General features: G+C 59.4%; 20 protein-coding genes. 9 read left to right on the top strand and 11 right to left on the bottom strand.

Features of this window, described 5'->3' with window-relative positions; genetic code table 11:
• Positions 1-32: 32 nt before the first annotated feature.
• Together Q1A44_RS16365 and Q1A44_RS16370 are read right to left on the bottom strand one after the other, a co-directional pair.
• Positions 33-668 (bottom strand): DsbA family oxidoreductase, encoded by a 636-nt coding sequence (locus Q1A44_RS16365; RefSeq protein WP_299627425.1) that lies wholly within the window; start codon positions 666-668, stop codon positions 33-35.
• 64 nt (positions 669-732) lie between these two features.
• Positions 733-2,247, bottom strand: a complete 1,515-nt coding sequence (locus tag Q1A44_RS16370) for a class I adenylate-forming enzyme family protein (protein ID WP_299627428.1) — start codon at positions 2,245-2,247, stop codon at positions 733-735.
• 66 nt (positions 2,248-2,313) lie between these two features.
• Between Q1A44_RS16370 and Q1A44_RS16375 the strand changes: the two genes are divergently transcribed.
• Entirely contained in the window at positions 2,314-2,937 is a 624-nt protein-coding gene (locus tag Q1A44_RS16375) for an XRE family transcriptional regulator (RefSeq protein WP_299627430.1), read from the top strand.
• Between the two features lie 17 nt (positions 2,938-2,954).
• On the opposite strand, the gene Q1A44_RS16380 is transcribed toward Q1A44_RS16375, so the two are convergent.
• Together Q1A44_RS16380 and Q1A44_RS16385 are read right to left on the bottom strand one after the other, a co-directional pair.
• Positions 2,955-3,176, bottom strand: a complete 222-nt coding sequence (locus Q1A44_RS16380) for a hypothetical protein (protein ID WP_299627432.1) — start codon at positions 3,174-3,176, stop codon at positions 2,955-2,957.
• A gap of 219 nt (positions 3,177-3,395) precedes the next feature.
• Complete coding sequence (locus tag Q1A44_RS16385; RefSeq protein WP_299627434.1) at positions 3,396-5,111, bottom strand: extracellular solute-binding protein; 1,716 nt, start codon at positions 5,109-5,111, stop codon at positions 3,396-3,398.
• Positions 5,112-5,522: 411 nt separating this feature from the next.
• On the opposite strand from Q1A44_RS16385, the gene Q1A44_RS16390 reads away from it, so the two are divergent.
• Positions 5,523-6,308, top strand: coding sequence for a 3-hydroxybutyrate dehydrogenase (locus Q1A44_RS16390; RefSeq protein WP_299627435.1), 786 nt, complete (start codon positions 5,523-5,525; stop codon positions 6,306-6,308).
• Positions 6,309-6,431: 123 nt separating this feature from the next.
• Here the strand turns inward: Q1A44_RS16390 and Q1A44_RS16395 are convergent, their stop codons facing one another.
• From Q1A44_RS16395 to Q1A44_RS16410, 4 genes are all read right to left on the bottom strand, one after another.
• Entirely contained in the window at positions 6,432-7,142 is a 711-nt protein-coding gene (locus tag Q1A44_RS16395; protein WP_299627437.1) for a DUF502 domain-containing protein, read from the bottom strand.
• Positions 7,143-7,216: 74 nt separating this feature from the next.
• A complete protein-coding gene (locus Q1A44_RS16400) occupies positions 7,217-8,137 on the bottom strand; it encodes a pseudouridine-5'-phosphate glycosidase (RefSeq protein WP_299627439.1) in 921 nt (306 codons plus the stop codon).
• On the bottom strand, positions 8,134-9,042 hold the full coding sequence (locus Q1A44_RS16405; RefSeq protein WP_299627441.1) for a PfkB family carbohydrate kinase: 909 nt from the start codon (positions 9,040-9,042) through the stop codon (positions 8,134-8,136). The genes Q1A44_RS16400 and Q1A44_RS16405 overlap by 4 nt, the downstream gene beginning before the upstream one ends.
• Before the next feature lie 50 nt (positions 9,043-9,092).
• On the bottom strand, positions 9,093-9,899 hold the full coding sequence (locus Q1A44_RS16410) for a DUF4198 domain-containing protein (RefSeq protein ID WP_299627443.1): 807 nt from the start codon (positions 9,897-9,899) through the stop codon (positions 9,093-9,095).
• On the opposite strand from Q1A44_RS16410, the gene Q1A44_RS16415 reads away from it, so the two are divergent.
• The gene (locus Q1A44_RS16415) at positions 9,898-11,088 is read left to right on the top strand and encodes a HupE/UreJ family protein (protein ID WP_299627445.1); all 1,191 of its coding nucleotides are present in this window, start codon (positions 9,898-9,900) and stop codon (positions 11,086-11,088) included. The two genes, Q1A44_RS16410 and Q1A44_RS16415, sit on opposite strands and share 2 nt — an antisense overlap.
• 86 nt (positions 11,089-11,174) lie before the next feature.
• On the opposite strand, the gene Q1A44_RS16420 is transcribed toward Q1A44_RS16415, so the two are convergent.
• The gene (locus Q1A44_RS16420) at positions 11,175-11,789 is read right to left on the bottom strand and encodes a thiamine phosphate synthase (RefSeq protein ID WP_299627447.1); all 615 of its coding nucleotides are present in this window, start codon (positions 11,787-11,789) and stop codon (positions 11,175-11,177) included.
• A 160-nt stretch (positions 11,790-11,949) separates the two neighbouring features.
• Between Q1A44_RS16420 and Q1A44_RS16425 the strand changes: the two genes are divergently transcribed.
• The 3 genes from Q1A44_RS16425 to Q1A44_RS16435 are packed head-to-tail and all read left to right on the top strand — an operon-like array spanning position 11,950 to position 15,359.
• Positions 11,950-12,678 carry an RNA methyltransferase gene (locus Q1A44_RS16425; RefSeq protein ID WP_299627449.1) on the top strand — a complete coding sequence of 243 codons (729 nt, stop codon included), beginning with the start codon at positions 11,950-11,952 and terminating at the stop codon, positions 12,676-12,678.
• A gap of 60 nt (positions 12,679-12,738) precedes the next feature.
• Positions 12,739-13,884, top strand: a complete 1,146-nt coding sequence (gene ctaA, locus Q1A44_RS16430; protein ID WP_299627451.1) for a heme A synthase — start codon at positions 12,739-12,741, stop codon at positions 13,882-13,884.
• Positions 13,884-15,359 carry a carboxypeptidase M32 gene (locus Q1A44_RS16435; protein ID WP_299627452.1) on the top strand — a complete coding sequence of 492 codons (1,476 nt, stop codon included), beginning with the start codon at positions 13,884-13,886 and terminating at the stop codon, positions 15,357-15,359. Before ctaA ends, Q1A44_RS16435 begins: the two co-directional genes overlap by 1 nt.
• Before the next feature lie 136 nt (positions 15,360-15,495).
• On the opposite strand, the gene gyrA is transcribed toward Q1A44_RS16435, so the two are convergent.
• Positions 15,496-18,237, bottom strand: coding sequence for a DNA gyrase subunit A (gene gyrA, locus Q1A44_RS16440; protein ID WP_299627453.1), 2,742 nt, complete (start codon positions 18,235-18,237; stop codon positions 15,496-15,498).
• Between the two features lie 172 nt (positions 18,238-18,409).
• On the opposite strand from gyrA, the gene Q1A44_RS16445 reads away from it, so the two are divergent.
• The gene (locus tag Q1A44_RS16445; RefSeq protein WP_299627454.1) at positions 18,410-19,177 is read left to right on the top strand and encodes a hypothetical protein; all 768 of its coding nucleotides are present in this window, start codon (positions 18,410-18,412) and stop codon (positions 19,175-19,177) included.
• Between the two features lie 36 nt (positions 19,178-19,213).
• Here Q1A44_RS16445 and Q1A44_RS16450 read toward each other — a convergent pair whose 3' ends face one another.
• Positions 19,214-20,161 carry a radical SAM protein gene (locus Q1A44_RS16450; RefSeq protein ID WP_299627455.1) on the bottom strand — a complete coding sequence of 316 codons (948 nt, stop codon included), beginning with the start codon at positions 20,159-20,161 and terminating at the stop codon, positions 19,214-19,216.
• Between the two features lie 221 nt (positions 20,162-20,382).
• Here Q1A44_RS16450 and zwf point away from each other — a divergent pair, with 221 nt between their 5' ends.
• Positions 20,383-21,831, top strand: coding sequence for a glucose-6-phosphate dehydrogenase (gene zwf, locus Q1A44_RS16455; protein ID WP_299627456.1), 1,449 nt, complete (start codon positions 20,383-20,385; stop codon positions 21,829-21,831).
• A complete protein-coding gene (gene pgl / locus Q1A44_RS16460) occupies positions 21,828-22,496 on the top strand; it encodes a 6-phosphogluconolactonase (protein ID WP_299627457.1) in 669 nt (222 codons plus the stop codon). Before zwf ends, pgl begins: the two co-directional genes overlap by 4 nt.
• Positions 22,497-22,501 lie beyond the last annotated feature (5 nt).

The following is a 22,501-nucleotide window of genomic DNA, read 5'->3' on the forward strand; positions in this document are numbered from 1 at the left end:
TGACGCAACACTTTTTTGGTAACGTTTGGGGGCTAGGCGGCCCCCTCGCTCAGCTCGCCAATCACCCGTGCCCATAATTCGGGCGGCTGCGCGCCAGGCACGGCATGTTTACCACCCACGATAAAGGTGGGCACCGAGTTGACGCCCATCTGGCGGCTGTGCGCATCGCGCGCGGCGATGTCATCGCGGTCCGCATCCGATTTCAGCAGCCGTTGCACCAGGGACGCGTCCATTTCGATCCCGTCGGCAATATCGGCCAGAACGTCATGATCCCCGATGTCACGGGTCTCGACGAAATAGGCTTTGAACAGGGCCGAAACGGCAGCGGTCTGCTTGCCTTCGATCCCGGCCCAGTGGATCAGGCGGTGCGCGTCCATCGTGTTGGGCGTGCGCTTCATCCCCTCAAAGTCGATCTTGAGCCCTGCTTTTTCGGCATGTTCGACCACGGGCGCATAGGCACGCACGGCCCCTTCCTTGCCGCCGAACTTGCCCTCAAGATAGGCACGCCTCCCCATCCCTTCGGGCGGCATGTCGGGGTTCAGCTGAAAGGGATGCCATTCGATGACAAAAGGGTGGTCTGGATGGGCAGCCAGCGCGCGGTCCAGATGTGCCTTGCCGATATAGCACCAAGGGCAGATCGGGTCGGACATGATGTCGAGTTTTACCATGCGCCGTCCTTACCGCCTTGGGTCGTGATGTGCCAGTAGGTGCAACGTCACACCTGTGCGTGGTTTATTTCAAAAGGCTCGCCAGTTTGGGCAGCGCACGGCGCAGAATTTTGCCATTGCCGCCGGTAGGAATCTGATCGATGTGGAAATAGGCGCGGGGCCGTTTGTAACTGGCAAGCCTTTGAGCGGCGTGGGCCTGTAACAGGCTGGCATCCAGCGGTGCCTCGGCAGTATAGAAGGCCGCGATGACATAAGTGTCTGCCTTCACCTCGATCTGTGCGGCACCCACGCCTGTTACGCCCGGCGCGTCAGCCAAAGCGGCTTCCACCTCGACCGGGGACACCCGATAGCCGCCTGCGTTCATCATATCGTCGTTTCGCCCCAGATAGGTGATTTGCCCGTCCGCGCCCATCTGGCCGATATCGCCGGTCAGGAACCATTCGCCCTGCATTTTGGCGGCCGTCTCGTCGGGCTGGTGCAAGTATCCGATCATCAGGCCGGGATCGCTTTGGTGCACAGCGATGACGCCGGGCGTGTTGCGGGCAACCGGGCCTTCGCGCCCAAGGATCGCAACGCGACGCCCTGTCTGTGGTTGCCCCAAAGTCTCCGGATCGCCGGGGCGGCTGGGGCAAGACGAAACAAAGGTCGAGCATTCGGACATGCCGTAGGCTTCGTAAATCGGGGTGTTTGTCGCCTTCGTCCACGCGGTGCGCGTCGCCGGGGGCAGTTTTTCCCCGGCACTCAGGCCATGGCGCAGGTCGGGCAAATCGGGCAACATACCGCGCGCCAGCATTTGGCGATAAACGCCTGGAGCGGCAGCAAAGATCGTGGCGCGATGGTTTGCGAGCAACGGTCCCATTGCTTCGGGCAGGGTGCCCGGGGCTGGTATGAGGGCTGTGGCCCCAACGCTCCACGGGTCCATCAGCCCGGTGCCCAGTGTATAGGTCCAGTTGAACGCACCCGCATGCATCAACCGGTCCTGCGGCCGCAACCCGTACCAGCCGTCATACATCATCCGCCGGGCCGAAATCGCGCGATGCGCATGGGCCACCGCACGCGGCTGGCCAGAGGTGCCGGAGGTATAAATGACATATCCAAGCCGGTTCGGATCGCCCATATGCCAATCAACGGGGGCAAGGCTACGCATCTGGTGCAATGCATCAAGGTCCACCTCGCGCGGACCGGGGGCAGACGCCACGGCGGGATCGCGCAACACAAGACGAGGCGAGAGATCAGCCACAATCCGGGCCACTTCGACCTCTGTAAGGGCGGACGACGTGGGCACAGGCACCAAACCGGCGGCCAGCGCGCCCAGGTAAGCGATGGGAAAATCGATCGTATTGCCCAGCCGCATCAGCACCAAATCACCAGGCACGCAGCCCGCGTTCAAAAGCCCCGTGCCGGTGCCACGAACCGCATCGGACAGGCGGCCATAGGTCCAGCTGTCCTTGTCATCGGCCCCCAGTATCGTCACAGCCGTTGCATCCGCGTCCGGTTTGGCGCCCGTTAGCACATAGGCGGCCATGTTGAACGGGGCGGGGCAGGGTGGCGGCGGGCCTTGGTCGAAAACGCTTTGCATGGGCCAAGCGCTAGCCGCCTGTGCGTGGCGTTGCAAGCCTCGGAACAGCGTCCTATAGATGGGGTTATGCAAGGAAAAGACCCCAAAACCCTGATCAAGATTGCGCGCGCCTCAGGCGGTGAAGAGCTTGGCGAAGCGCTCGACCTCGGTGTGCGTGTGCGCGAATTGCGCAAAGCCCGCAATTGGACGCTGGAACAGGCCGCCAGCCAGGCAGGGTTGGCCCGCTCAACGCTTTCAAAAATCGAAAACGGGCAGATGTCGCCGACCTATGAAGCTTTGAAAAAGCTGGCGACTGGCCTTGAAATTTCGGTGCCACAACTTTTCACGCCTCCTGAAAAAGAGCAGGTGAACGGACGCATGGCCGTGACCAAATCGGGTGAAGGCAATGCGCATGCTACTGTCACTTATGAGCATGAGTTGTTGGCAGAAACGCTGACCAAGAAAACCATGCTGCCCTATCGCGCTCGGGTGCGCGCCCGGTCAATGGAAGAGTTTGACGGCTGGGTCCGCCACGATGGCGAAGAATTTCTGTACGTGCTGACGGGGGTCATCCATCTCTATACCGAGTTTTACGAACCCATCGAGATGCGCCGCGGTGACAGCGCCTATTATGACGCAACCATGGGCCACAACGTGGTGTCCACCAGCGACGAGGATGCGCTGATCTTGTGGGTCACGTCGCTGGCCTAAGGCAGGCCATACATCACTTAAGTTGTGTGAAAGTCCTGCGCTTTGGCAGCCAGGATTGCATCAAACGCGGTGCGCGCTTCGTCCAGGGTCATGTCATGCGTGGCCGCCAGATAGCTTTCAAAGCGGTCTTGATCGCCCTTGAGGAAAGGCATTGCGCTTTTCTCAAGCTTTGGAAATTCATTGCGCAGAACGCCGTAGTTTTCGGCCCAGTTTTGGGTCAGGTCTGTCCAGTTCATCATAAATCCCCATCAAGCAGCATCTGTGCGTACGTTTCCCCATCGCGCGCACTCGAATTAAACTTGGTTACGAACTTATTACAGTCGGACAATAGATCAAGGTTTTTCTGCGGTGCAGCAATCCAAATTTTGCCGCCTTCTCGCCCAGGTAGAATTGCCGAGGTGCCACCGTTGATCTGTGCCTGCCGGAAAAGGCGCAACACCCGTCCCGGCATAGCGTCGTTAGTCCTGCCACCACCAGAATTGCGGCATCCAGTCCGGCCCATCCCCATAGATCGGAATGACCTCCGGATGCCGCATCTGAGACACATGGGCGATCCGGCCTGTGGTAAACTGCCAAAACGGCACCACATAACGCCCGGAAATCAGCAACCGATCCAGAGCGCGTGTTGCGGCAATCGAATCCTCGCGCGTCGTCGCGGTCAGCATTTGCGTCACCATCGCATCAATCGCCGGGTCCTTTGCTCCCATCAGATTGGGCGTGCCATCCAGATCCGCTGCCTCAGAGCCCCAATAGAACTTTTGCTCATTGCCCGGGCTCAGCGACATGGCGCGCCGATGATAGGTCATGTCGAAATCAAAGGTACCGGTGCGCGCGGTAAACTGCGCCCCATCCACCAGATCCATCGTCACGTCGATGCCCATTTGGGTTAGCGCCTGCATATACAGATCAGCAATGGCGCGGTTTTGCGTACTGCTTTGATCCAGCAGGATCGAAAAGGCCATCGCCTCACCATCCGCATTGCGGAGTTTGCCGTCCTGGGTTGTCCACCCGGCGTCCTCCATCAAGCCAAGAGCGCGGCGCAGGCCTTTTCGGTTGCGCAGGGTACCGTCCGATACGGGTAATGCGTACCCCTCCATCACGCCGGGCAAAAGCTTGCCGTTGAACGGGGCCAGCAATTCGGCCACGCGGCCCTTTGCGGGTCCCGGCTCCATCGCCAAAGGAGAGTTGGAGAAATACGAGGTGATGCGTGGTTGGGCACCCCCCGTCAGCGTGTCGTTGATATATTCAAAGTTGAACGCCGTGATCAGAGCCTCGCGCACCCGCCAGTCGTCAAAGGGCGCGCGCCGGGTGTTCATCACAAAGCCGGTAATGCCGGAGGGTTTCTGGTGCTTGATCTCGGTCTTGATGACGTCACCGCTTTCGACGCGGGGAAAGCTGTACTGGCTGGCCCATTTCTCGGCGTTGAACTCGCGCACGGCAGACACTTCGCCCGCCTTGAATGCCTCAAATACCACGTCACCGTCGCCGTAAAAGTCGATGGTGATCTCGTCGAAATTGAACGTGCCGCGCATAAAACTCAGGTCAGCGCCCCAATAGTCCGGGTTGCGAGTCAGCACGACGTTGCGCGCGGCTTCATAGTCGGACACGACATAAGGGCCGGACCCGACAGGGATATCGGCAAGCTGCGCATCGCTAAAATCCTTACCCTCCCATTGGGCCTTTTGCAGGATTGGACGCATTCCGGCCAACAACGCCAGTTCACGGTTCTCTGTCGCACCAAAGTTGATCCTGAGGCTGCGCGGGCCGGTCTGTTCAATGCTCTCGATCTGGGTCCACAAGCTGGCATAGCGGCCATGACCCTGGGTGCCCAGCGTCTCGTAGGACCAGATTACATCCTCGACCGTCACCGGGTTGCCGTCTGAAAAACGGGCCTCAGGGCGCAGTGTAAAGGACACCCAGGATCGGTCGTCAGGCACCTCAATCGATTCGGCCAGCAAGCCGTACAACGCAAATGGCTCACCCCGATTGCGGCCCATCAGGCTTTCATGGGTCAAAAAGCGCAACTGCCAGGGCACGTTGCCTTTCTGGATGTAAGGGTTGAGCGAATCAAAGCTGCCAGTATTGGCCAACGTAATCGACCCGCCCTTGGGCGCGTCGGGATTCGCATGCGGAAGGGACACAAAATCCGGTGGCAGCTGCGGTGCACCATACATAGCTATGCCATGGCTTGGCTCTGCTAGTGGTGCGCTCGCAGCAAAAACCGATCCGCACAGAATCAGACCCAGAGTTGCAATCCGCACCCGACATTTTTGGAAAAAATCCCGCTCCATTTTGGCAACAATCCTCAATAACCCTTGTTTTATTCAGCATAACGCGGCCCGGACATAAGTGCATTATCAAACTTTTAGCTTGGACTCTGCGCGCGGCATTGCTTATAAAGAGTGCACTGCTCGATAGGTTTCTTGCCTGTATGAAACCTGCCTCAATAACTTAACGCCAGCTTCGTGCTGGCGTTTTTTTTTGACCTTCCGTGATAGCAAACTCCGCGCGCACCCCATTCCTTTCGCAGGTGCAGCATGACATGATGAAGCCAAATCCACTGACTTCGCAGCAGGAGCATCCCAATGGCGTTCGAAATCTCACTCACCGGCAAGACGGCCGTGATCACCGGGTCCAATTCTGGCATCGGTCTGGGCATGGCATGGGAGCTTGCGCGCGCAGGTGCGGATGTTGTCCTCAACTCCTTTACGGACAATGACGACGACCATGCGCTGGCCAAACAGATCGCGGACGAGACGGGCACAAACGCCCGCTATATCCAGGGCGACATGAGCAAGGGCGACCAGTGCCGCGCGCTGATTGAAAAGGCTGGGGCCTGCGATATCCTGATCAACAATGCGGGCATACAACACGTCGCTGCAATTCCCGATTTCGCAACCGAAAAATGGGATGCGATCATCGCCATCAACCTCAGCTCTGCCTTCCACACAACGGCGGCCGCGCTTCCCATGATGCGCGCTGCAGGCTGGGGCCGGGTGATCAACGTCTCCTCCGCACACGGGCTGACGGCTTCGCCCTACAAATCTGCCTATATCGCTGCGAAACATGGGATCATTGGCCTGACCAAGACGACAGCACTCGAAACAGCCCAGGAGCCGATTACCGCCAATGCCATTTGCCCGGGCTATGTACTGACGCCGATCGTGGAAAAGCAGATCCCGGACACGATGAAGGAATATGACATGAGCCGCGAAGACGTGATCCAAAACGTCATGCTGAAACGGCAACCGTCCAAAGAGTTCGCCACAACCGAACAACTGGGCGGTACGGCTGTCTTCCTTTGCTCAGCATCCGCCGACCAGATCACTGGCACCACGATCAGCGTGGATGGCGGATGGACTGCGCTCTGATAGGCTTCTTCTCTTTAAAAATACTCCCGCCGGAGGCTCCTGGCCTGACAAGCCAGACAAACGGCAGATCATGATCCCGCGCAGGCCCGTCAGGGCCTGCGCCCTTGCACGCCGCAGGCGCACTTACTTAGGCGGGGGCTGGGTCGGGTCCTTGCCATTGGGGTACACCAAGCCCGCAGAAATCACCAACTTCGCTGCATCCTCAACCGTCATATCCAGTTCGATCACATCCTCCGCCGGAAAGAACAGCAAAAAGCCCGAGGTCGGGTTTGGCGTCGTGGGGACAAAGATGCTGTAAAGCGATCCGGTATTGCCCGCACGATCACTGACCTCACCCTTGGCCGTGGTCGAGATAAAGCCGATGGCCCAGATCCCCTTGCGCGGATATTCAATCAGGCAGGCCTTCTCGAACGACCGCTCGGATTGGGCAAAGATCGTCTCGGAGATCTGCTTGATCCCCGAATAGATCGACCGGACCACAGGCGTGCGTTCCACAAGGCTCTCCGCCCAACGGATCAGCGACCGACCGATATAGCCTTTGGCCACCCATCCGATAAAGATCGTAAAAAGCAGGAAAATCACAACGCCGATGCCGCGTACGTTGATCTGCACCGATGGGTCCAGACCCAAATAAGTCTGGATCAGCTTGTCAGGTTGATATTGCACCGGCACCAGCGGCAGGACGAAACCGTCGATCCAGCCCACAACGGACCAGATCAACCAAACGGTCAGGCCCACAGGCGCAATCACGACCAAGCCGGTCAAGAACGAGGCCCGCAGCCGGGAAAACAGGCTCGGGCGGCGGGGTTGTTCAGGATCGAAGGGCGTGTTCATGAATGGTCCGGGACGACTCTCTGCAATCTAGTTAGGGGAAGGGGCACGGCACTACAATGGCTGCTGCCGCGTTCTCAGGCAGGGGTGCCGGTTTTGCTTAATTGGGTGGCGATCTCGGCGGCAAGCCGGGCGTTATTTCGTACCAGCGCGATGTTGGCCACCAGAGACCGCCCCTCGGTCAACTCATAAATCCGTTGCAGCAAATAAGGCGTAACGCCCTTGCCGGTGATCCCGTGCGCCTCCGCATCGCCTTGGGCCTGAGCGATGATCGGCGCGAGAGTTGCGCGGTCAATCTCGTCCTCACTTGGGATCGGATTGGCCACCAATTGCCCGCCGGGCAGTCCGAGAGCCTTGCGCATGGCATGGGCCTGCGCAATCTGTGCCGGATGGTCCATCTGTAACGGCGCTCCAAGCCCCGAACTGCGCGACCAAAAGGCGGGCATTTCGGATTGGCCATAGGCGATCACCGGTACGCCCTGGGTTTCCAGCACTTCGAGGGTTTTCGGGATATCAAGGATCGCTTTGGCACCCGCTGCGACGACCGTGACCGGGGTTTGGCCCAATTCCAACAAATCGGCCGAGATATCAAAGCTGTCCTCGGCCCCCTTGTGCACCCCGCCGATGCCTCCAGTGGCAAAGACATGGATGCCCGCGATGCGCGCCGCAATCATGGTGGCCGCCACGGTCGTGGCACCTGTGCCGCCCGAAGCCATGCATACCGCCATATCCGCCCGGCTCAGTTTCGCTACGCCCTTGGCCTGCGCCAGGCCCTCCAGTTGTGCAGCGCTGAGACCCACATGCAGGGTTCCGTCGATCACAGCCATGGTTGCCGGCACCGCACTGCCGTCGCGAATGTCCTGCTCGACACGGCGTGCGACTTCCAGGTTCTGCGGGTAGGGCATGCCATGGGTGATGATCGTGCTTTCCAGGGCCACAACGGGTTTGCCTGTGGCCAGAGCGTCCGCAACTTCGGCGGAGGGCGTATAGAGCGTCATATTGGGGTCTTTCCTGAAACGTAGCTGGCGGCGGCATCAAGGGCGCGATCCAGGGCCTTGCCTCGGTCTGCGCCTCGCGCCTCTGCCGCTATATGGGCGGCCATGAAGGTGTCACCTGCACCGGTGACGCGCGTGACCAGCACTTGGGGTGGTGTCTGGGTGATAATGCCGCGGCTCGATCCTTCGGCGGCGGTTTCGCCGCCATTTGTGACCAATGCGCGGGCGGCACCGCGGTCCAGCAGGCCCTGTGCCGCTTCGGCTGCGCTGTTGAAGTGGCGTTGGCACAGCAGCCCGGCTTCTTCGAGGTTCACATAAAGCGTGCCGCGGCCGTGGGTCAGAAACGGGCCCAACCGCTCGGCCTTGCCCGGCGAGGCAGGGGCCACACGCAGGTCCGCTTGGGCAAGAAGGGGGCTTGTCGTTATTTCGCTTAGCAGGTCGATGGTCAGATTACCGTCAAGAGCCACAAGCCCCGCATAGGGGGCTTCCTGCGTGGCCAGCGTGCCGTCTGTCAGGGGCTGCAGTATCTTGGCCCCCGCCGCCTCAAGCGAGTGGGCGTCTGCAATCGCTGCAATCAGACCATTGGCCCCTTCAACGGCCATATAGCGGTCTGTGGGCAGGTCGTCGGAACGGTAGACACTGTTCGTGACCATACCGCGGGCTGCACAGGCAGCCATCAGTTCGTCCCCTTCCGCATCGCGCCCGATGGCCGTGAGCAGGGCAGGCGTCATCCCAAAGCGCGCCAGGGTCATCGCGATGTTCATGGCCACGCCGCCCGGCAGGCGGGTGATGCGCCCAGGCACGTCGGACCCCTGGCGCATGGCCAGTGCAGCGCGTCCGATCACGTCCCACAGGACGGAGCCGATGCAAAGGATGTCGGGGTGCGTGGCGGCAGGCGTAGATGTCATAGCTGCGTTGTGACGAAGGCGAGGGGGCAAGGCAAGCCCGCGTGGTCGACTTAACGCGCTGGCACCCCAAAGGTCAGGGCGGCCCAGAATGTATCCCAGACTGCCTCGTCACTGTCGTCAGCAGTGCGCAAGACGACCCCGTCAAAGAGGTAATCGTGGCCGGGCGTCACAGGTACGGCGGCAATTCCTTGCGCGTCGGTACGGTGCAGGCTGATCGTCACGGTCCCGTCCGGCGCGCGGTCGAAAACTTCGACTTGGGCGTCGGCGCGCGGCGCGCCCTCGTCCAGAAGCAGAACGCCCATCGTGCCATTAAACCCAGCGTCATAAGGATTGGTCAGCGCCACGAATTCGGTTTTCAGACCCAGTGCGCGGTCTGCGCCCGCTCCGTCGCCCACTGCAATCAGTGCTTTGGCGTGGCGGGTATAACGTTCCTTGAACGGTGCAGGGCCAAATCCGTTGGCGGCATGGCGGGCCAGAATGTTCGGGAAATCCTTGTGATCAGCAAACGCCTGAAATTTTTCCCACGCCTTGTACGTCACGAAGGATGGCGTGGTTTCATGCACCACGATTACCAGTCCTGGTTGTTGTGATTTAATGTCTAGCGCGGGGTTGTCGCCCATGCGGCCCTTCACCGGCGTCACCACATCGCCCGTCACCACATCAAAACGGGCGATGTTGCGGGTAAAATAGGACAGGGTCGTACCTTCGAATTCCTGACCGTTTTTCAGCTTTGCCTGAATTTGTGCCCCGGTCGCCACTTGAAAAGCCTCTGGTTCGATCCAGAATTCATGAGCGGTTGCAACGCCAGCGTAGATGGCGCACCAAAGGGCAAGAAAAAGGCGAGGAATGATCATCATGACGGCTTTCACACTGGGAACCTCAAAGCTGCGGCTTTGGACGGTCATGTCAAGCCTCTGGCTGGCGCTTTGGTCCGGATTGGCCAGTGCTCACGAAGTTGTGCCAACCATCGCGGACCTGATGGTCGAGGACGGGCGCGTGACGATCGAGATGCGCGTGAACCTTGAGGCGCAATTGTCGGGCATTGATCTGGATGGCCTCGACGACACGGATGCCGCCGAAAACGTGGCCGATTACGACGCGCTTCGGGCTCTGACGCCCGCCGATGTGGCCGCACGGGCGGGCGAGCTTGTGACCACGTGGAACGGTATTCCTTTGTTGATGGTCGGTGATGTGGCGATTCCCGTCATGCTCGAAGCAGCCAGAGTGCCGGATGTGGCAGATATCGAACTGCCGCGGATTTCTGACGTTGTGCTGTCGGCCGCCCTACCCGCCGGAGCGGGGGCAGTGGACATAGCCTGGCCCGATGGGGCCGGTGATTTGGTGCTGCGCCAGCAGGGCGTTGATGAGCCCTTTACCGGCTTGATCAGCGGTGGTGGCACCAGCGGTGCGATTTCGCTGGCGGGTGGAGATGAAGCGACCGGATGGCAAACCTTTGCCTACTATATCCCCGTCGGTTTTGATCACATTCTGCCGCAGGGTCTCGATCATATCCTCTTTGTTCTGGGGCTTTTCTTCTTGTCCACGCAACTTGGCCCGCTGTTGTGGCAGGTCAGTGCGTTTACGCTGGCACATACCGTCACGCTGGCGCTTGGGGCCTTGGGGTTGGTGAATATTCCCGGCAGCATCGTCGAGCCTTTGATCGCTGCCTCGATCGTCTATGTGGCCATCGAAAACATCTTTGCCCGAGGGCTGAACCGATGGCGACCTGTGGTGGTTTTTGGCTTTGGCTTGCTGCACGGATTGGGGTTTGCCTCTGTCCTGGGCGAGTTCGGATTGCCCGAGGCGCAGTTCATTCCGGCACTGATCGGGTTCAACGTAGGCGTGGAAGTGGGACAGTTGACGGTAATCGTCATCGCGATGATCTTGCTTTGGCTAGGGTGCCGGGCTGCGGCGATGGCCAAGTTGCAAGGCGTCGAAGAACTGGTGTCGGAATACCCTGTGATGTTCCGCGCCTGGTCGGTGACCGGTTCGCTGATCATCGCAATCATCGCGATCTATTGGGTGATTGAACGGACGCTTCTTTAGCCGTGGTGGCGGGCGACACGCCCGCCTTACACGGAAGCTGTTCGGGCTTGCAGCCGTAAGGCTTTCCTACTTGTAGGATACCCTTGTTACCGCAGTGATGCTGTCAGGGCTTTGAGCGTGGCGTTTGGGTCATCGGTGGCCCAGATCTCTTCTCCGATCCCGAAAAAGTCGGTGTGCGGGGCAAGTGCTGCGATAAGATCTCTGGTCAGCCCACCTTCGGCGACGACGGGCACCTCAATCATCTCGCTCCACCATTGGAAGAGTTCGGCTTCGGCCGCCACTTGATCTGCCACTGGGCGTACGGGGCCAAAGGCCACGTAGTCGGCACCAGCCTCACCTGCGCTCATGCCATCATGGCGTGACGTGCCGCAAAAGCTGCCAACGATAGCGTCAGGCCCGAGGGCCTTACGGGCGTCGCGCACGGATTTTCCCGCATCGCTCAGATGCACGCCGTCAAGGCCCAGACGTTCGGCCAAGCCCGCATGATCGTTGACCACGATTGCGACATCCCGTGCATGGGCCACCTCGCGGCAGACATCGCCCGCACGCGCAATCCGGTCTTCATCAAGGGTGGCCAGGGCGAGGCGGATGCATGCAACCTCGTGGGCGTCGAGGACGGTGGCCAAGAGATCGGGAAACTGCGACAGCTCGATCACGGGTGGCGTCAGAAGGTAGAGTTGCGGCTGCTCGGGGGCACTCATTCGGGTCGTCCTTTTGCTTTGGCGGCAGGAGTAGCGGAAGTGGCGGGGAAAGAAAACTTTTATGCCTCCGACGGGCATATTTTCAAAACAATGAAGTTTGAGTATTTTTGGAACCGATGAAGATGTTGTGGGGCAAGCGGCGCTGGGATAAAGGCCGGGCATGACACCTACCTTTGTACTGACGCGGCCCCAGATGGGCGAGAATATCGGGGCAGCGGCGCGCGCGATGCTGAATTTTGGCGTGGACCGGATGCGTATCATTGATCCGCGAGACGGCTGGCCAAACCCGGCGGCGGTGGCTTTGGCCAGCGGGGCGGGGCGCGTGCTGGATGGCGCAACAGTACACGCCGATGTGGCGGATGCCCTGGCCGATTGCACGTTTGTCTATGCGACCACCGCGCGGCAGCGTGATCTGACCAAACCCGTGCAGAGCCCGGAGGCGGCCATGCGTGACGCGGCCAAGCGGATTGCGGCGGGGGGGCATGTGGCTGTGATGTTCGGGCCGGAACGGGCGGGTCTGGAAAATGATGATATTTCCCAGGCCAATGCGCTCATTTCCGTACCGGTGAACCCTGAATTTCCGTCACTCAACTTGGCGCAATGCGTTTTGTTGGTGGGATATGAGTGGATGCGCGCTGCGGGCGATGTGGTTCACGAGACGGTCGAGATGGCGGGCACCGAGTGGGCCACGGGGCAGGAGGTCGACCATTTGGCGCGCCATTTCGAAGAACGTCTGGACGACGCTGGTTTCTTTTATCCCGAACACAAATCCGACAGCATGCGCCTGAACCTGCGCAATATGTGGAGCCGGATGCCGCTCACCCGCGCGGATGTGCAGACCTTGCATGGAATGCTGCGTCAGATGGTCCGCTGGGCCAATCGCGGCTGATGCTGGACCTCGGGCGCGCGCGGACCTAGGTTGCGCGACAAGCAAGAGCAAGAGGCTGGCATGGCAAAGAACCGCAGCATATTCGAAGAGGTGGGCACCACCGAAAAGCAAACCGTGCAGACCGGTGTCATTGATCAGGGGCGCGGCGGCGCGCGTCTGGCCATCCGGCTCTGGCTGATGATCCTGTTTGCGTTGGTTGTGGTGATGATCGCGGTGGGTGGTCTGACCCGTCTGACCGATAGCGGGTTGTCGATCACAGAATGGCGGCCCTTTACCGGCGCGATCCCTCCGCTGAACGCGGCAGACTGGGAAAGCGAGTTTGCCAAATATCAGGCGATTGACGAGTTCATGATCCAGAACAAGTGGATGGAACTTTCTGATTTCAAAGTGATTTACTGGTGGGAATGGGGGCATCGGCAGCTGGGTCGGGTCATTGGCCTTGTCTGGGCGATCGGGTTCGTCTGGTTCCTGATCCGCCGTCAAATCCCCGTGGGCTGGACGCCGAGGCTGTTGGGTCTTGGTGCATTGGGGGGCCTACAAGGCGCCATCGGTTGGTGGATGGTGTCCAGCGGGGTCACTGCTGGCGAGGGCGTCCTTGATGTGGCGAGCTATCGGTTGGCCACCCATTTGGGGCTGGCCTTTGTCATACTCGGCTTTATCGCGTGGTATGTGCTGCTTTTGGGGCGGCCTGAACGGGACCTGATGCAGGCGCGGCGCAGCAAAGAGGGCAGGCTTTTTGGGCTCTCGACGGGCCTCATGCACGTTGCCTTCCTGCAAATCCTGATCGGGGCCTTGGTGGCGGGTATCGACGCCGGTCGCAGCTATACCGATTGGCCCTTGATGGGCGGTCAGGTCTTTCCGCCCTCGGCCTTCATTTTTGAACCGCTGTGGCGCAATTTCTTTGAAAGCCCCGGGCTGGTACAATTCATCCACCGGGTCACCGGCTATCTGCTCTTTGCCTTCGCCATTGTGGTCTGGCTGCGCGGGCGCAAATCGGCCCACGCCAAGACGCGATTTGCCTTCAATGCGGTGCTGGCGGCCATGAGTTTGCAAATCGTGCTGGGTATCATCACAGTCCTATACGGCGCGCCCTGGCACATTGCCATTGCCCACCAATTCCTTGCCGTTGTGCTGTGGAGCCTGATTTTGCGCGCCCGCTTTTTTGCGGCCTATCCGATTGCAACGTCGATCCGGGGGACGACCTGATGAGCGCTTTTGATGACCTTATGGCCTATGAACATGACACACAGGCGCTGAGCCAGATTGCGGGCCGGTTGGGCTGGGATCAGGAGACGATGATGCCGCGTGGCGCTGCCGCCCAACGGGGCGAAGAGATGGCGGCCATGGAATCGGTGCTGCATGCGCGACGGACCAGCCCACGTGTCGGCGACTGGCTGGCCAAAGTGGATGCGGACAGCCTTGACGCGGTTGGGCAGGCGCATCTGCGCGAGATCCGGCGCAGTTATGAGAGGGCGTCGAAAATTCCGGCGGACCTCGCCAAAGCGCTGGCGCGCGTCACCTCGACCGCGCAGGGCAAATGGGCCGAGGCGCGGGCAGACAATGATTTTGCGACCTTTGCCCCAGTGTTGAGCGAGGTCGTCAGCCTCAAACGCGAGGAAGGCGCCGCACTTGCGGGGGGCGGCGACATTTATGACGCCATGTTGGAGGATTATGAGCCAGGCACGACGGGTGCCGAGCTCGAGGCGATGTTCGGCGCGATGCGGCCCGAACTGGTTGAGTTGCGTGCCGCAATCCTCGACCGGCCCAAGCCCGCGGGTCTGAGTGGTCAATTCGCAGAAGATATCCAACTGGCTCTCAGCCAAAAGTTGGCGCTGGCCTTTGGCTATGACACCGATCATGGACGGATCGACAAGGCGGTGCATCCGTTTTCCAGCGGATCGGGCCAGGATGTGCGGATCACGACTCGCACAAACCCGACCGACCCGTTCAACTGTTTTTACTCGACCATCCATGAGGTGGGACACGCCTGCTATGAACAAAATATTGATGCAGCCTTTCTGCTGACGCCCTTGGGGCAGGGCGTATCGATGGGCGTGCACGAGAGCCAGAGCCGGATTTACGAGAACCAGTTGGGGCGAGGACGCGCCTTTACCGGGTGGCTTTATGGGCAGATGCGCGACGCCTTTGGCGATATAGGTGTGACTGGCGAGGACGCGTTTTATGCTGCTGTGAACCGGGTGTCAGATGGCTATATCCGCACGGAAGCGGACGAGGTTCAGTACAATCTGCATGTTCTGCTCCGCTTTGATCTGGAACGCGCCCTCATGGAAGGTGATCTGGCAATTGGCGATCTGGAAGCGGCCTGGAACGACCGGTTTGAGACGGATTTCGGCTATGCCGTCGATAAGGCGTCAAATGGGGTCTTGCAGGATGTGCATTGGTCCGTGGGCCTGTTTGGGTATTTCCCGACCTATTCGCTGGGCAACGTCTATGCGGGCTGTTTGAACGCGGCTTTGCGCGCGGCTTTGCCTGATCTGGATGCCGATCTCGCGCGCGGGGACACGAGCGCGGCAACAGCATGGTTGCGCGAGAATGTGCAGCGCCATGGGGGGCTTTATGCGCCGCGCGAATTGATTGCAAAGGCCAGCGGGATGGAGCCGTCGGAAACACCGCTTTTGACCTATCTGCGCGAGAAATTCAGCGGGATTTACAGCCTGTAACCCAACGGAGCGTCCCCATTCGGGGACGCACGACATTTTTTGTTTGTGGATGGCCGGGGTTTGGCATGCAGTTTGGAGCGTGCCGCCTGGGATGTCGTCCCCTCCGGGGGGCAGTATTTAGGGAACAATGAAGAGATTACCCTTCGTCTTCCTCGTCTCCCTGGTCTGCAATCCAAGCGACACTCACGACCTCTTCGTTTTTTCCGGTATTGAAAACTTTGACGCCGCCTGCACTGCGCGAGCGGAAGCTGATACCGTCCACGGGCACGCGGATTGACTGGCCCTTGGATGTGGCAAGCATGATCTGGTCGTCCATTTCCACCGGGAAAGAGGCGATGATGTTGCCGGTCTGCATCCGCTTGTCCCAGGCCGTGACACCCATGCCGCCGCGTCCACGCAACGGATAATCGTGCGAGGAGGTTAATTTGCCAGCCCCTCCTGCCGTGATCGTCAAGATCAGGTTTTCGGCAGCAGACATTTCGGCATAGCGGTCCTGTGGCAGTGGCATATCCGCGTTGCCTTCGTCCTCGTCCGGCGCGGCGTCGGGATCGTCGGCAAGACCCGCCATGGCGCGGCGCATCTTGAGGTAGGCGGCCCGTTCGTCCGATGTGGCGTCAAAGTGCCGGATCACTGACATGGACACCACGCGGTTGTCCCCCGACAGTTTGATCCCGCGCACACCGGTGGAGTTGCGCGAGTTGAACACCCGCACATCATCGGCCCGAAAGCGGATCGCCCGCCCGGAATTGGTGACGAGCATCACGTCATCATCATTGGCGGCAATGCGGGCGTTGATCAGTTTCCAACCCTCGCTGTCACCTTCGAATTTCATCGCGATTTTACCGTTGGCTTTCACATTGGTGAAATCCGACAATTTGTTGCGTCGCACTGTGCCCCGATCGGTGGCAAAGACCACTTGCAGGTCGTCCCAGTCCTTTTCGTCGCGGTCCACGGGCATGATTGCCGCAATACTGACCCCAGGCGGTATCGGCAGGATGTTCACGATGGCCTTGCCCTTGGACGTCCGTCCCCCTTGCGGCAGACGCCAGGTCTTGAGCTTGTAGACCATGCCATCGGTGGTGAAGAACAAAAGCTGCGTGTGCGTGTTGGCAACAAAGAGGGTCGTGATCACGTCCTCTTCTTTGGTCTGCATGCCGCTCACACCCTTGCCACCGCGCTTTTGGCTGCGGAAATCGGCCAGCGGCGTGCGTTTGATATAGCCGCCCGAGGTTACGGTCACGACCATGTCCTCGCGTTCGATCAGGTCCTCGTCTTCCATATCGCCCGACCAGTCGACAATTTCAGTGCGGCGGGGGACGGCAAAAAGTTCCTTGGTTTCCGCCAACTCGTTGGCGATGATGCCCATGATCCGCTCGCGTGAGCCGAGGATTTCGAGATATTCCTTGATCTTGGCTGCCAGTTCTTCGAGCTCGTCGGTGACTTCTTTGACGCCAATCTGAGTCAAACGTTGCAGGCGCAGTTCAAGTATCGCCCGTGCTTGAGTTTCGCTGAGGTTATAGGTGCCGTCATCGTTGGCCGTGTGGGTCGGGTCGTCAATCAGCGCGATATATTGCAGGATGTCGCGGGCAGGCCAGCGGCGGGTCATCAGTTTGGTGCGTGCCTCGGCGGCGTCGGCGGACTGGCGGATGGTCGCAACAACTTCGTCGATATTGGTGACGGCGACGGCCAGGCCACACAGAACGTGGCTGCGCTCACGCGCTTTGCGCAACTCGTAGGCGGTACGCCGGGCCACGACGTCTTCGCGAAAGTCGATGAACGATGTCAGGAAGCGGCGCAGTGTTAGCTGCTCTGGGCGACCGCCATTCAGCGCCAGCATGTTGCACCCAAAAGAGGTTTGCATGGGTGTGAAGCGGAAGAGTTGGTTCAGCACGACCTCTGCCGTGGCGTCTCGCTTGAGTTCCACGACAACCCGCACGCCGTTACGGTCGGATTCGTCCTGAACGTGCGCGATACCTTCGATCTTTTTGTCGCGCGCGGCCTCTGCAATGCGCTCGATCATGGTAGCCTTGTTTACTTGATAAGGAATCTCATCAATAACAATGGCATAGCGGTCTTTCCTCAACTCCTCCACCCGCGTCTTGGAGCGGACGATGACTGAACCGCGACCCTCAAGGTAGGCTTTGCGCGCGCCGGACCGGCCCAGCATGATACCGCCAGTCGGGAAATCGGGTCCGGGCACATAGTCGATCAATTGTTCAGAGCTCAGATCCGGCTCTTCTATCAGGGCGAGGCAGGCATCGACGACTTCGCCCAGGTTGTGGGGCGGGATATTTGTGGCCATACCGACCGCAATGCCACCAGCGCCGTTGACCAGCATATTGGGAAAGCGGGCGGGCAGGACGGTGGGTTCGCGGTCTTTGCCATCGTAATTGTCTTGGAAATCAACGGTTTCCTTGTCGATATCAGCCAATAAAAAGGCCGCGGGCTTGTCCATCCGAACTTCGGTATAGCGCATTGCAGCGGCGTTATCCCCGTCCATCGACCCAAAGTTGCCCTGACCATCCAGCAAAGGCAGAGACATCGAAAAGTCCTGTGCCATGCGCACAAGCGCATCATAGATCGCGCTGTCGCCATGCGGGTGGTACTTACCCATCACATCACCCACTGGACGGGCGGATTTGCGGTAGGATTTGTCGTGGCTGTTGCCGGTCTCGTGCATTGCGTAAAGGATGCGCCGGTGGACGGGTTTCAGGCCGTCACGCAGGTCAGGAATGGCGCGGCTGACGATGACGGACATCGCATAGTCCAGATAGGACGTGCGCATTTCATGCTCGATCGAGACGGTAGGGCCCTCATAGGCAGGACGCTCGGGCGGCATTTCATCATCGTTTTCAGGGGTTTGCGGCGTATCGTTCATTCAGCGGACCTGATTTTTCTTGTTCTATATCTAGGGTGAAACAGCTAACAAAAAACGAGATGTAGCGCAACGACAACTTGGATATAAGCGACGCAAGGGCGGATTCTTTGGGATACCGTTTTGCCGCACACGCATTCAGATGCGCGTCGTGCGTTCTGAGGGAAGGAATAAGATGGCAAAGCTAGTGGAAGCGCTGGAAAAGGCGATCGTGAAGCTGCGGCGCAAGCGCGTGTCGCGCAGGCTGTTTGAGCGCAATGGCGGAGAAGTGCGGTATGGGCCCTTCAAGGGCCTCAAGTTGAGCACTGGCGCGCATACATCTGCAGGCAATCTGGGAGCCAAAACCTGTGGCCTCTACGAAGATGGCGTGATTGCCGAGATTATGTCCATGGGCCCTTATCAGGATGTGGTGAATTTCGGTGCGGGCGATGGGTATTTTTCACTCGGCGTTCTGGTTGCGGGCGTGGCTGAGCGGTCGATTTGTTTCGAACTGAATGCGACGGGCCGCGAGGTTGTGGAGCGCAATGCAAAGATTAATGGCCTGAGCGATCGAGTGCTGATCTTCGGTGCGGCTGATGATGAAACCGGCCCAACTCTGGCTGGCGTGGGCTTCGACCCGTCCCGCGCGCTTGTGCTGTGCGACATAGATGGCGGTGAGTTTCCGGTTCTGACGGAGAAGCTTCTGAGCGATCTGCAAGGCGCAATATTGATTGTGGAGTTGCACGACAAACTAATTGCGGGCGGGGAGAGCCTGCGCGAAGAGTTGATCAATCGGCTGCCCGATGGCGCTCAGCACCGCATTCTCAAGTCTGCGCCACCTGATTGGCGTGACATTCCCGAGATCGAAGAGATGACCGATTACGACCGCGCGCTGGCGTCCACAGATGGCCGAAAGTTGTTGGGTGAATGGTTAATCGTAACATATGAAGACCCCGGTGTTTAACGTCGGCCGTGTCATTTTGTCTGCTATGGTGGGCAGTCAGGCGGAACAGCTGGCCCCGCCCAGCACGCAGAACTTGGCGCAGTGTGGGTGATTGAGCGCAACATCTCGCTCTGCCTCCGCCAAGGTCGTGCCCATTTCAAATTGCGGATCATAAGGCAACAAGGTGCAAGCCAGCACGGCTGGTGATGCAGTTCCTTTGCGCTTTACCACCATCCGCGATGACGCGCACATGACCGCATCAGGATGTTTGTTCAAGATCGACCAGCAAGCCGTTGTAATTTCTGGAACTTCCACCCCTGCATCCATTTCTGGGAACAGAACAGTGCTTCCGGGATGCATGGGATCAATATCCCACCCATGGGTTGCGTAAAGCGCGCCATATCCGGCACGCGCTTCGTTTTCGCTCTCTGCCATTTCGATGCGGCCTGCCACTGCAAGCTTCGCCCCGATGGACGCAAGCCAATTGATACCGCGTAGCGTCTTGTCAAAAGCACCCACTCCGCGTTCCGCGTCATGAATATGCGGTTTGTAGTGATCGACGCTAATCCTCAGCGTCAGCTTTTCGCCATATCGGGCCACCAAATCGGCCAGCCCATTTTTAACCGACGGGCGCATCATCGGCGCCATTGCGTTGGTTAGGATCAAAACGTCATAGCCGCGCGCCAAGGCGAGTTCGGCCATCGCGTTCATCTGCGGATTCATGAACGGCTCGCCGCCCGTAAAGGCAATCTCGCGCACGCCCCAATTACGGGCCTCAAGTTCGTCCAGATAGGGGCGGACATCCTCAACGCCGATATAGACCAGCGCGTCATTGGTCGGCGAGCTTTCGATATAGCAGTTGGTGCAGGTGATGTTGCACAGCGTGCCGGTGTTGAACCACAGCGTTTCGGGGTTGGTCAGCGACACTTTCGCCCGTGGCTCGCCCTTGGCCGTGATTTCGGGGTCTTTGAACTTGCCCAGATTGGCGAGGTCGAGGTCTTTCATGGGGCCGTCCATCGTTGTTGTCCCGTGTTTGCCACAGGTAATGGGCGGATGCAAAAGAGGAAACCCGTTCGTGACGGCCTGACAGGTTTGTGATATTGCGCCGCTGCGTTGGCATTTGTGCGCCCGGGGGTGCTGCAATGCTGCACCTGCACAGTCGCTGTTGTATGCTGGTGTCGATCTGCTAATGTTTGCGCAAACATTTTTTGGCAAGGAGCAGGCCCATGGTGTCGCGCGTCATACCTGTAGAGAACTTCGACCTGGTGATTTTCGGCGGCACGGGCGACCTGGCCCGGCGCAAGATTTTGCCCGGCCTTTTCCGCCGCTTTTGCGCAGGCCAGATGCCGCCAGAGGCGCGTGTCATCGGTGCTGCACGGGCTGACATGGACAGTGCGGGATACCGTGATTTCGTGGCTGAGGCCGTGCGCGAGTTTGGTGGCGATCGAGCCTTTGAAGATGGGACGCTGGCAGGTTTCCTTGAGCGGATGCACTATGTGCCCATTGATGCGCGCGGCGAAAACGGCTGGCGTGAACTGGTCGCCTTGATCCGTCCCGATGTCGTCCATGCATTCTATTTCTCTGTGGCACCGGGACTTTTTGGTGATTTGGCCGAGCGGCTGAATGTTCACGGGCTGACCAATGATGCCAGTCGGATTGTGGTCGAAAAACCCTTTGGCCGCGATCTGGAAACGGCTCGCGCCCTGAACCGTGATCTGGCGGCCTATTTCGACGAAAGCCAGATTTACCGCATTGACCACTACCTAGGCAAAGAGACTGTGCAAAACCTGATGGCGGTGCGCTTTGGCAACATGCTGTTTGAACCGCTGTGGAACAGCCAATATGTCGACCACATCCAGATTACAGTAGCTGAGACCGTCGGTGTGGGCGGGCGCGGTGAGTATTATGACAAGTCCGGCGCAATGCGCGACATGGTGCAGAATCACCTGATGCAGCTATTGTGCCTCATCGCGATGGAGCCGCCTTCGAAGTTTGACCCAGATGCGGTGCGCGACGAAAAGCTCAAGGTGATCCGTGCCCTTGATCCAATGGACCCGCATCACATCGTGCGCGGCCAATATGATGCGGGCGACGACGGCCCAGATTATCGTACTGCCGTCGGTGATCCGCGCTCGCGCACCGAAAGCTATATCGCGATGAAAGTTGGCGTGTCGAACTGGCGGTGGGCGGGCACGCCATTTTACCTGCGCACCGGCAAACGCCTCAAGGCGCGCAGCAGTGAGATCACCGTTGTCTTCAAAGCCCTCAATCACTCCATCTTTGGCGAGCAAGAGGACCACCGCAATGTGCTGTCGATCCGGTTGCAGCCGAACGAGGGGATCACACTGGGCGTGACAATCAAAGAGCCTGGTCCGGGGGGGATGCGCCTGATTGACGTACCCTTGGACATGTCCTTTGCCGATGCCATTGGTGAAAATGGAGACCAGACAGATGCCTATGAACGCCTGATCATGGATGTGATCCGCGGCAACCAGACCTTGTTCATGCGTGGTGACGAGGTTGAGGCGGCCTGGGCCTGGACCGATCCGATCATCCAGGGTTGGGAAGCACGCGGCGACGTGCCAAAAGTCTATGAAAGCGGCAGCGAGGGCCCGGTGGATGCGGTGCAGCTTCTGGCCCGCGACACACGCGTCTGGCGAAAGGTAGCCCCATGACACTGACCGAATATGCAGACCGCGAGATGCTGGCCATTGATCTGGCCAACGTACTCGCCGGGGACCTTAAAAATTGCCTTCTGGTGCATCCCTGGGCGTCTTTTGTCGTGCCGGGCGGCACAACGCCTGGCCCCATATTCGATGGTCTGTGCGCCGCTGATCTAGAGTGGGACCGGGTCCATGTGATGCTGAGTGACGAACGCTGGGTGCCCGAAGATCATGAAAGGTCCAATGCCGGCTTGCTCAAAGAGCGGCTGTTCGTGAACCGGGCTGCATCCGCACGATTTGTTCCGTTTCATATGGAAGGCGAGACGCCCGAAACGGCAGCGCCCTTGTTGTCGGCCAAGCTGGCTGATGAAATGCCCATTTCGCTCTTGCTGTTGGGCATGGGGGCCGACATGCACACCGCTTCGCTGTTTCCGGGTGCGACGGATCTGGCGGCAATGCTGGCCGATGATGCGCCTTTGGTTGTGCCGGTATCCGTGGCAGGGCAGGAGCCTCGGATTTCGTTCAGCGGCCCGGCGCTTGCCGGGGCAATGGCCAAACATCTGGTGATTTTTGGACAGGAAAAACGCGAGGCCCTTGAGCGGGCCCGCACGCTCGATCCCCAAGAGGCGCCTATCGCGGCGGTCCTCGACGGAATGACAGTACACTGGGCGGAGTAAGATCG

The sequence above is a fragment of the uncultured Tateyamaria sp. genome, from assembly GCF_947503705.1.
GTDB lineage: Bacteria > Pseudomonadota > Alphaproteobacteria > Rhodobacterales > Rhodobacteraceae > Tateyamaria.

What these genes read in the sequence shown, in the direction of transcription:
- Q1A44_RS16365 (WP_299627425.1), bottom strand. Translation starts at nt 668, where the DNA reads ATGGTAAAACTCGACATCATGTCCGACCCGATCTGCCCTTGGTGCTAT.
- Q1A44_RS16370 (WP_299627428.1), bottom strand. Translation starts at nt 2,247, where the DNA reads ATGCAAAGCGTTTTCGACCAAGGCCCGCCGCCACCCTGCCCCGCCCCG.
- Q1A44_RS16375 (WP_299627430.1), top strand. Translation starts at nt 2,314, where the DNA reads ATGCAAGGAAAAGACCCCAAAACCCTGATCAAGATTGCGCGCGCCTCA.
- Q1A44_RS16380 (WP_299627432.1), bottom strand. Translation starts at nt 3,176, where the DNA reads ATGATGAACTGGACAGACCTGACCCAAAACTGGGCCGAAAACTACGGC.
- Q1A44_RS16385 (WP_299627434.1), bottom strand. Translation starts at nt 5,111, where the DNA reads ATGTATGGTGCACCGCAGCTGCCACCGGATTTTGTGTCCCTTCCGCAT.
- Q1A44_RS16390 (WP_299627435.1), top strand. Translation starts at nt 5,523, where the DNA reads ATGGCGTTCGAAATCTCACTCACCGGCAAGACGGCCGTGATCACCGGG.
- Q1A44_RS16395 (WP_299627437.1), bottom strand. Translation starts at nt 7,142, where the DNA reads ATGAACACGCCCTTCGATCCTGAACAACCCCGCCGCCCGAGCCTGTTT.
- Q1A44_RS16400 (WP_299627439.1), bottom strand. Translation starts at nt 8,137, where the DNA reads ATGACGCTCTATACGCCCTCCGCCGAAGTTGCGGACGCTCTGGCCACA.
- Q1A44_RS16405 (WP_299627441.1), bottom strand. Translation starts at nt 9,042, where the DNA reads ATGACATCTACGCCTGCCGCCACGCACCCCGACATCCTTTGCATCGGC.
- Q1A44_RS16415 (WP_299627445.1), top strand. Translation starts at nt 9,898, where the DNA reads ATGACGGCTTTCACACTGGGAACCTCAAAGCTGCGGCTTTGGACGGTC.
- Q1A44_RS16410 (WP_299627443.1), bottom strand. Translation starts at nt 9,899, where the DNA reads ATGATGATCATTCCTCGCCTTTTTCTTGCCCTTTGGTGCGCCATCTAC.
- Q1A44_RS16420 (WP_299627447.1), bottom strand. Translation starts at nt 11,789, where the DNA reads ATGAGTGCCCCCGAGCAGCCGCAACTCTACCTTCTGACGCCACCCGTG.
- Q1A44_RS16425 (WP_299627449.1), top strand. Translation starts at nt 11,950, where the DNA reads ATGACACCTACCTTTGTACTGACGCGGCCCCAGATGGGCGAGAATATC.
- ctaA (WP_299627451.1), top strand. Translation starts at nt 12,739, where the DNA reads ATGGCAAAGAACCGCAGCATATTCGAAGAGGTGGGCACCACCGAAAAG.
- Q1A44_RS16435 (WP_299627452.1), top strand. Translation starts at nt 13,884, where the DNA reads ATGAGCGCTTTTGATGACCTTATGGCCTATGAACATGACACACAGGCG.
- gyrA (WP_299627453.1), bottom strand. Translation starts at nt 18,237, where the DNA reads ATGAACGATACGCCGCAAACCCCTGAAAACGATGATGAAATGCCGCCC.
- Q1A44_RS16445 (WP_299627454.1), top strand. Translation starts at nt 18,410, where the DNA reads ATGGCAAAGCTAGTGGAAGCGCTGGAAAAGGCGATCGTGAAGCTGCGG.
- Q1A44_RS16450 (WP_299627455.1), bottom strand. Translation starts at nt 20,161, where the DNA reads ATGAAAGACCTCGACCTCGCCAATCTGGGCAAGTTCAAAGACCCCGAA.
- zwf (WP_299627456.1), top strand. Translation starts at nt 20,383, where the DNA reads ATGGTGTCGCGCGTCATACCTGTAGAGAACTTCGACCTGGTGATTTTC.
- pgl (WP_299627457.1), top strand. Translation starts at nt 21,828, where the DNA reads ATGACACTGACCGAATATGCAGACCGCGAGATGCTGGCCATTGATCTG.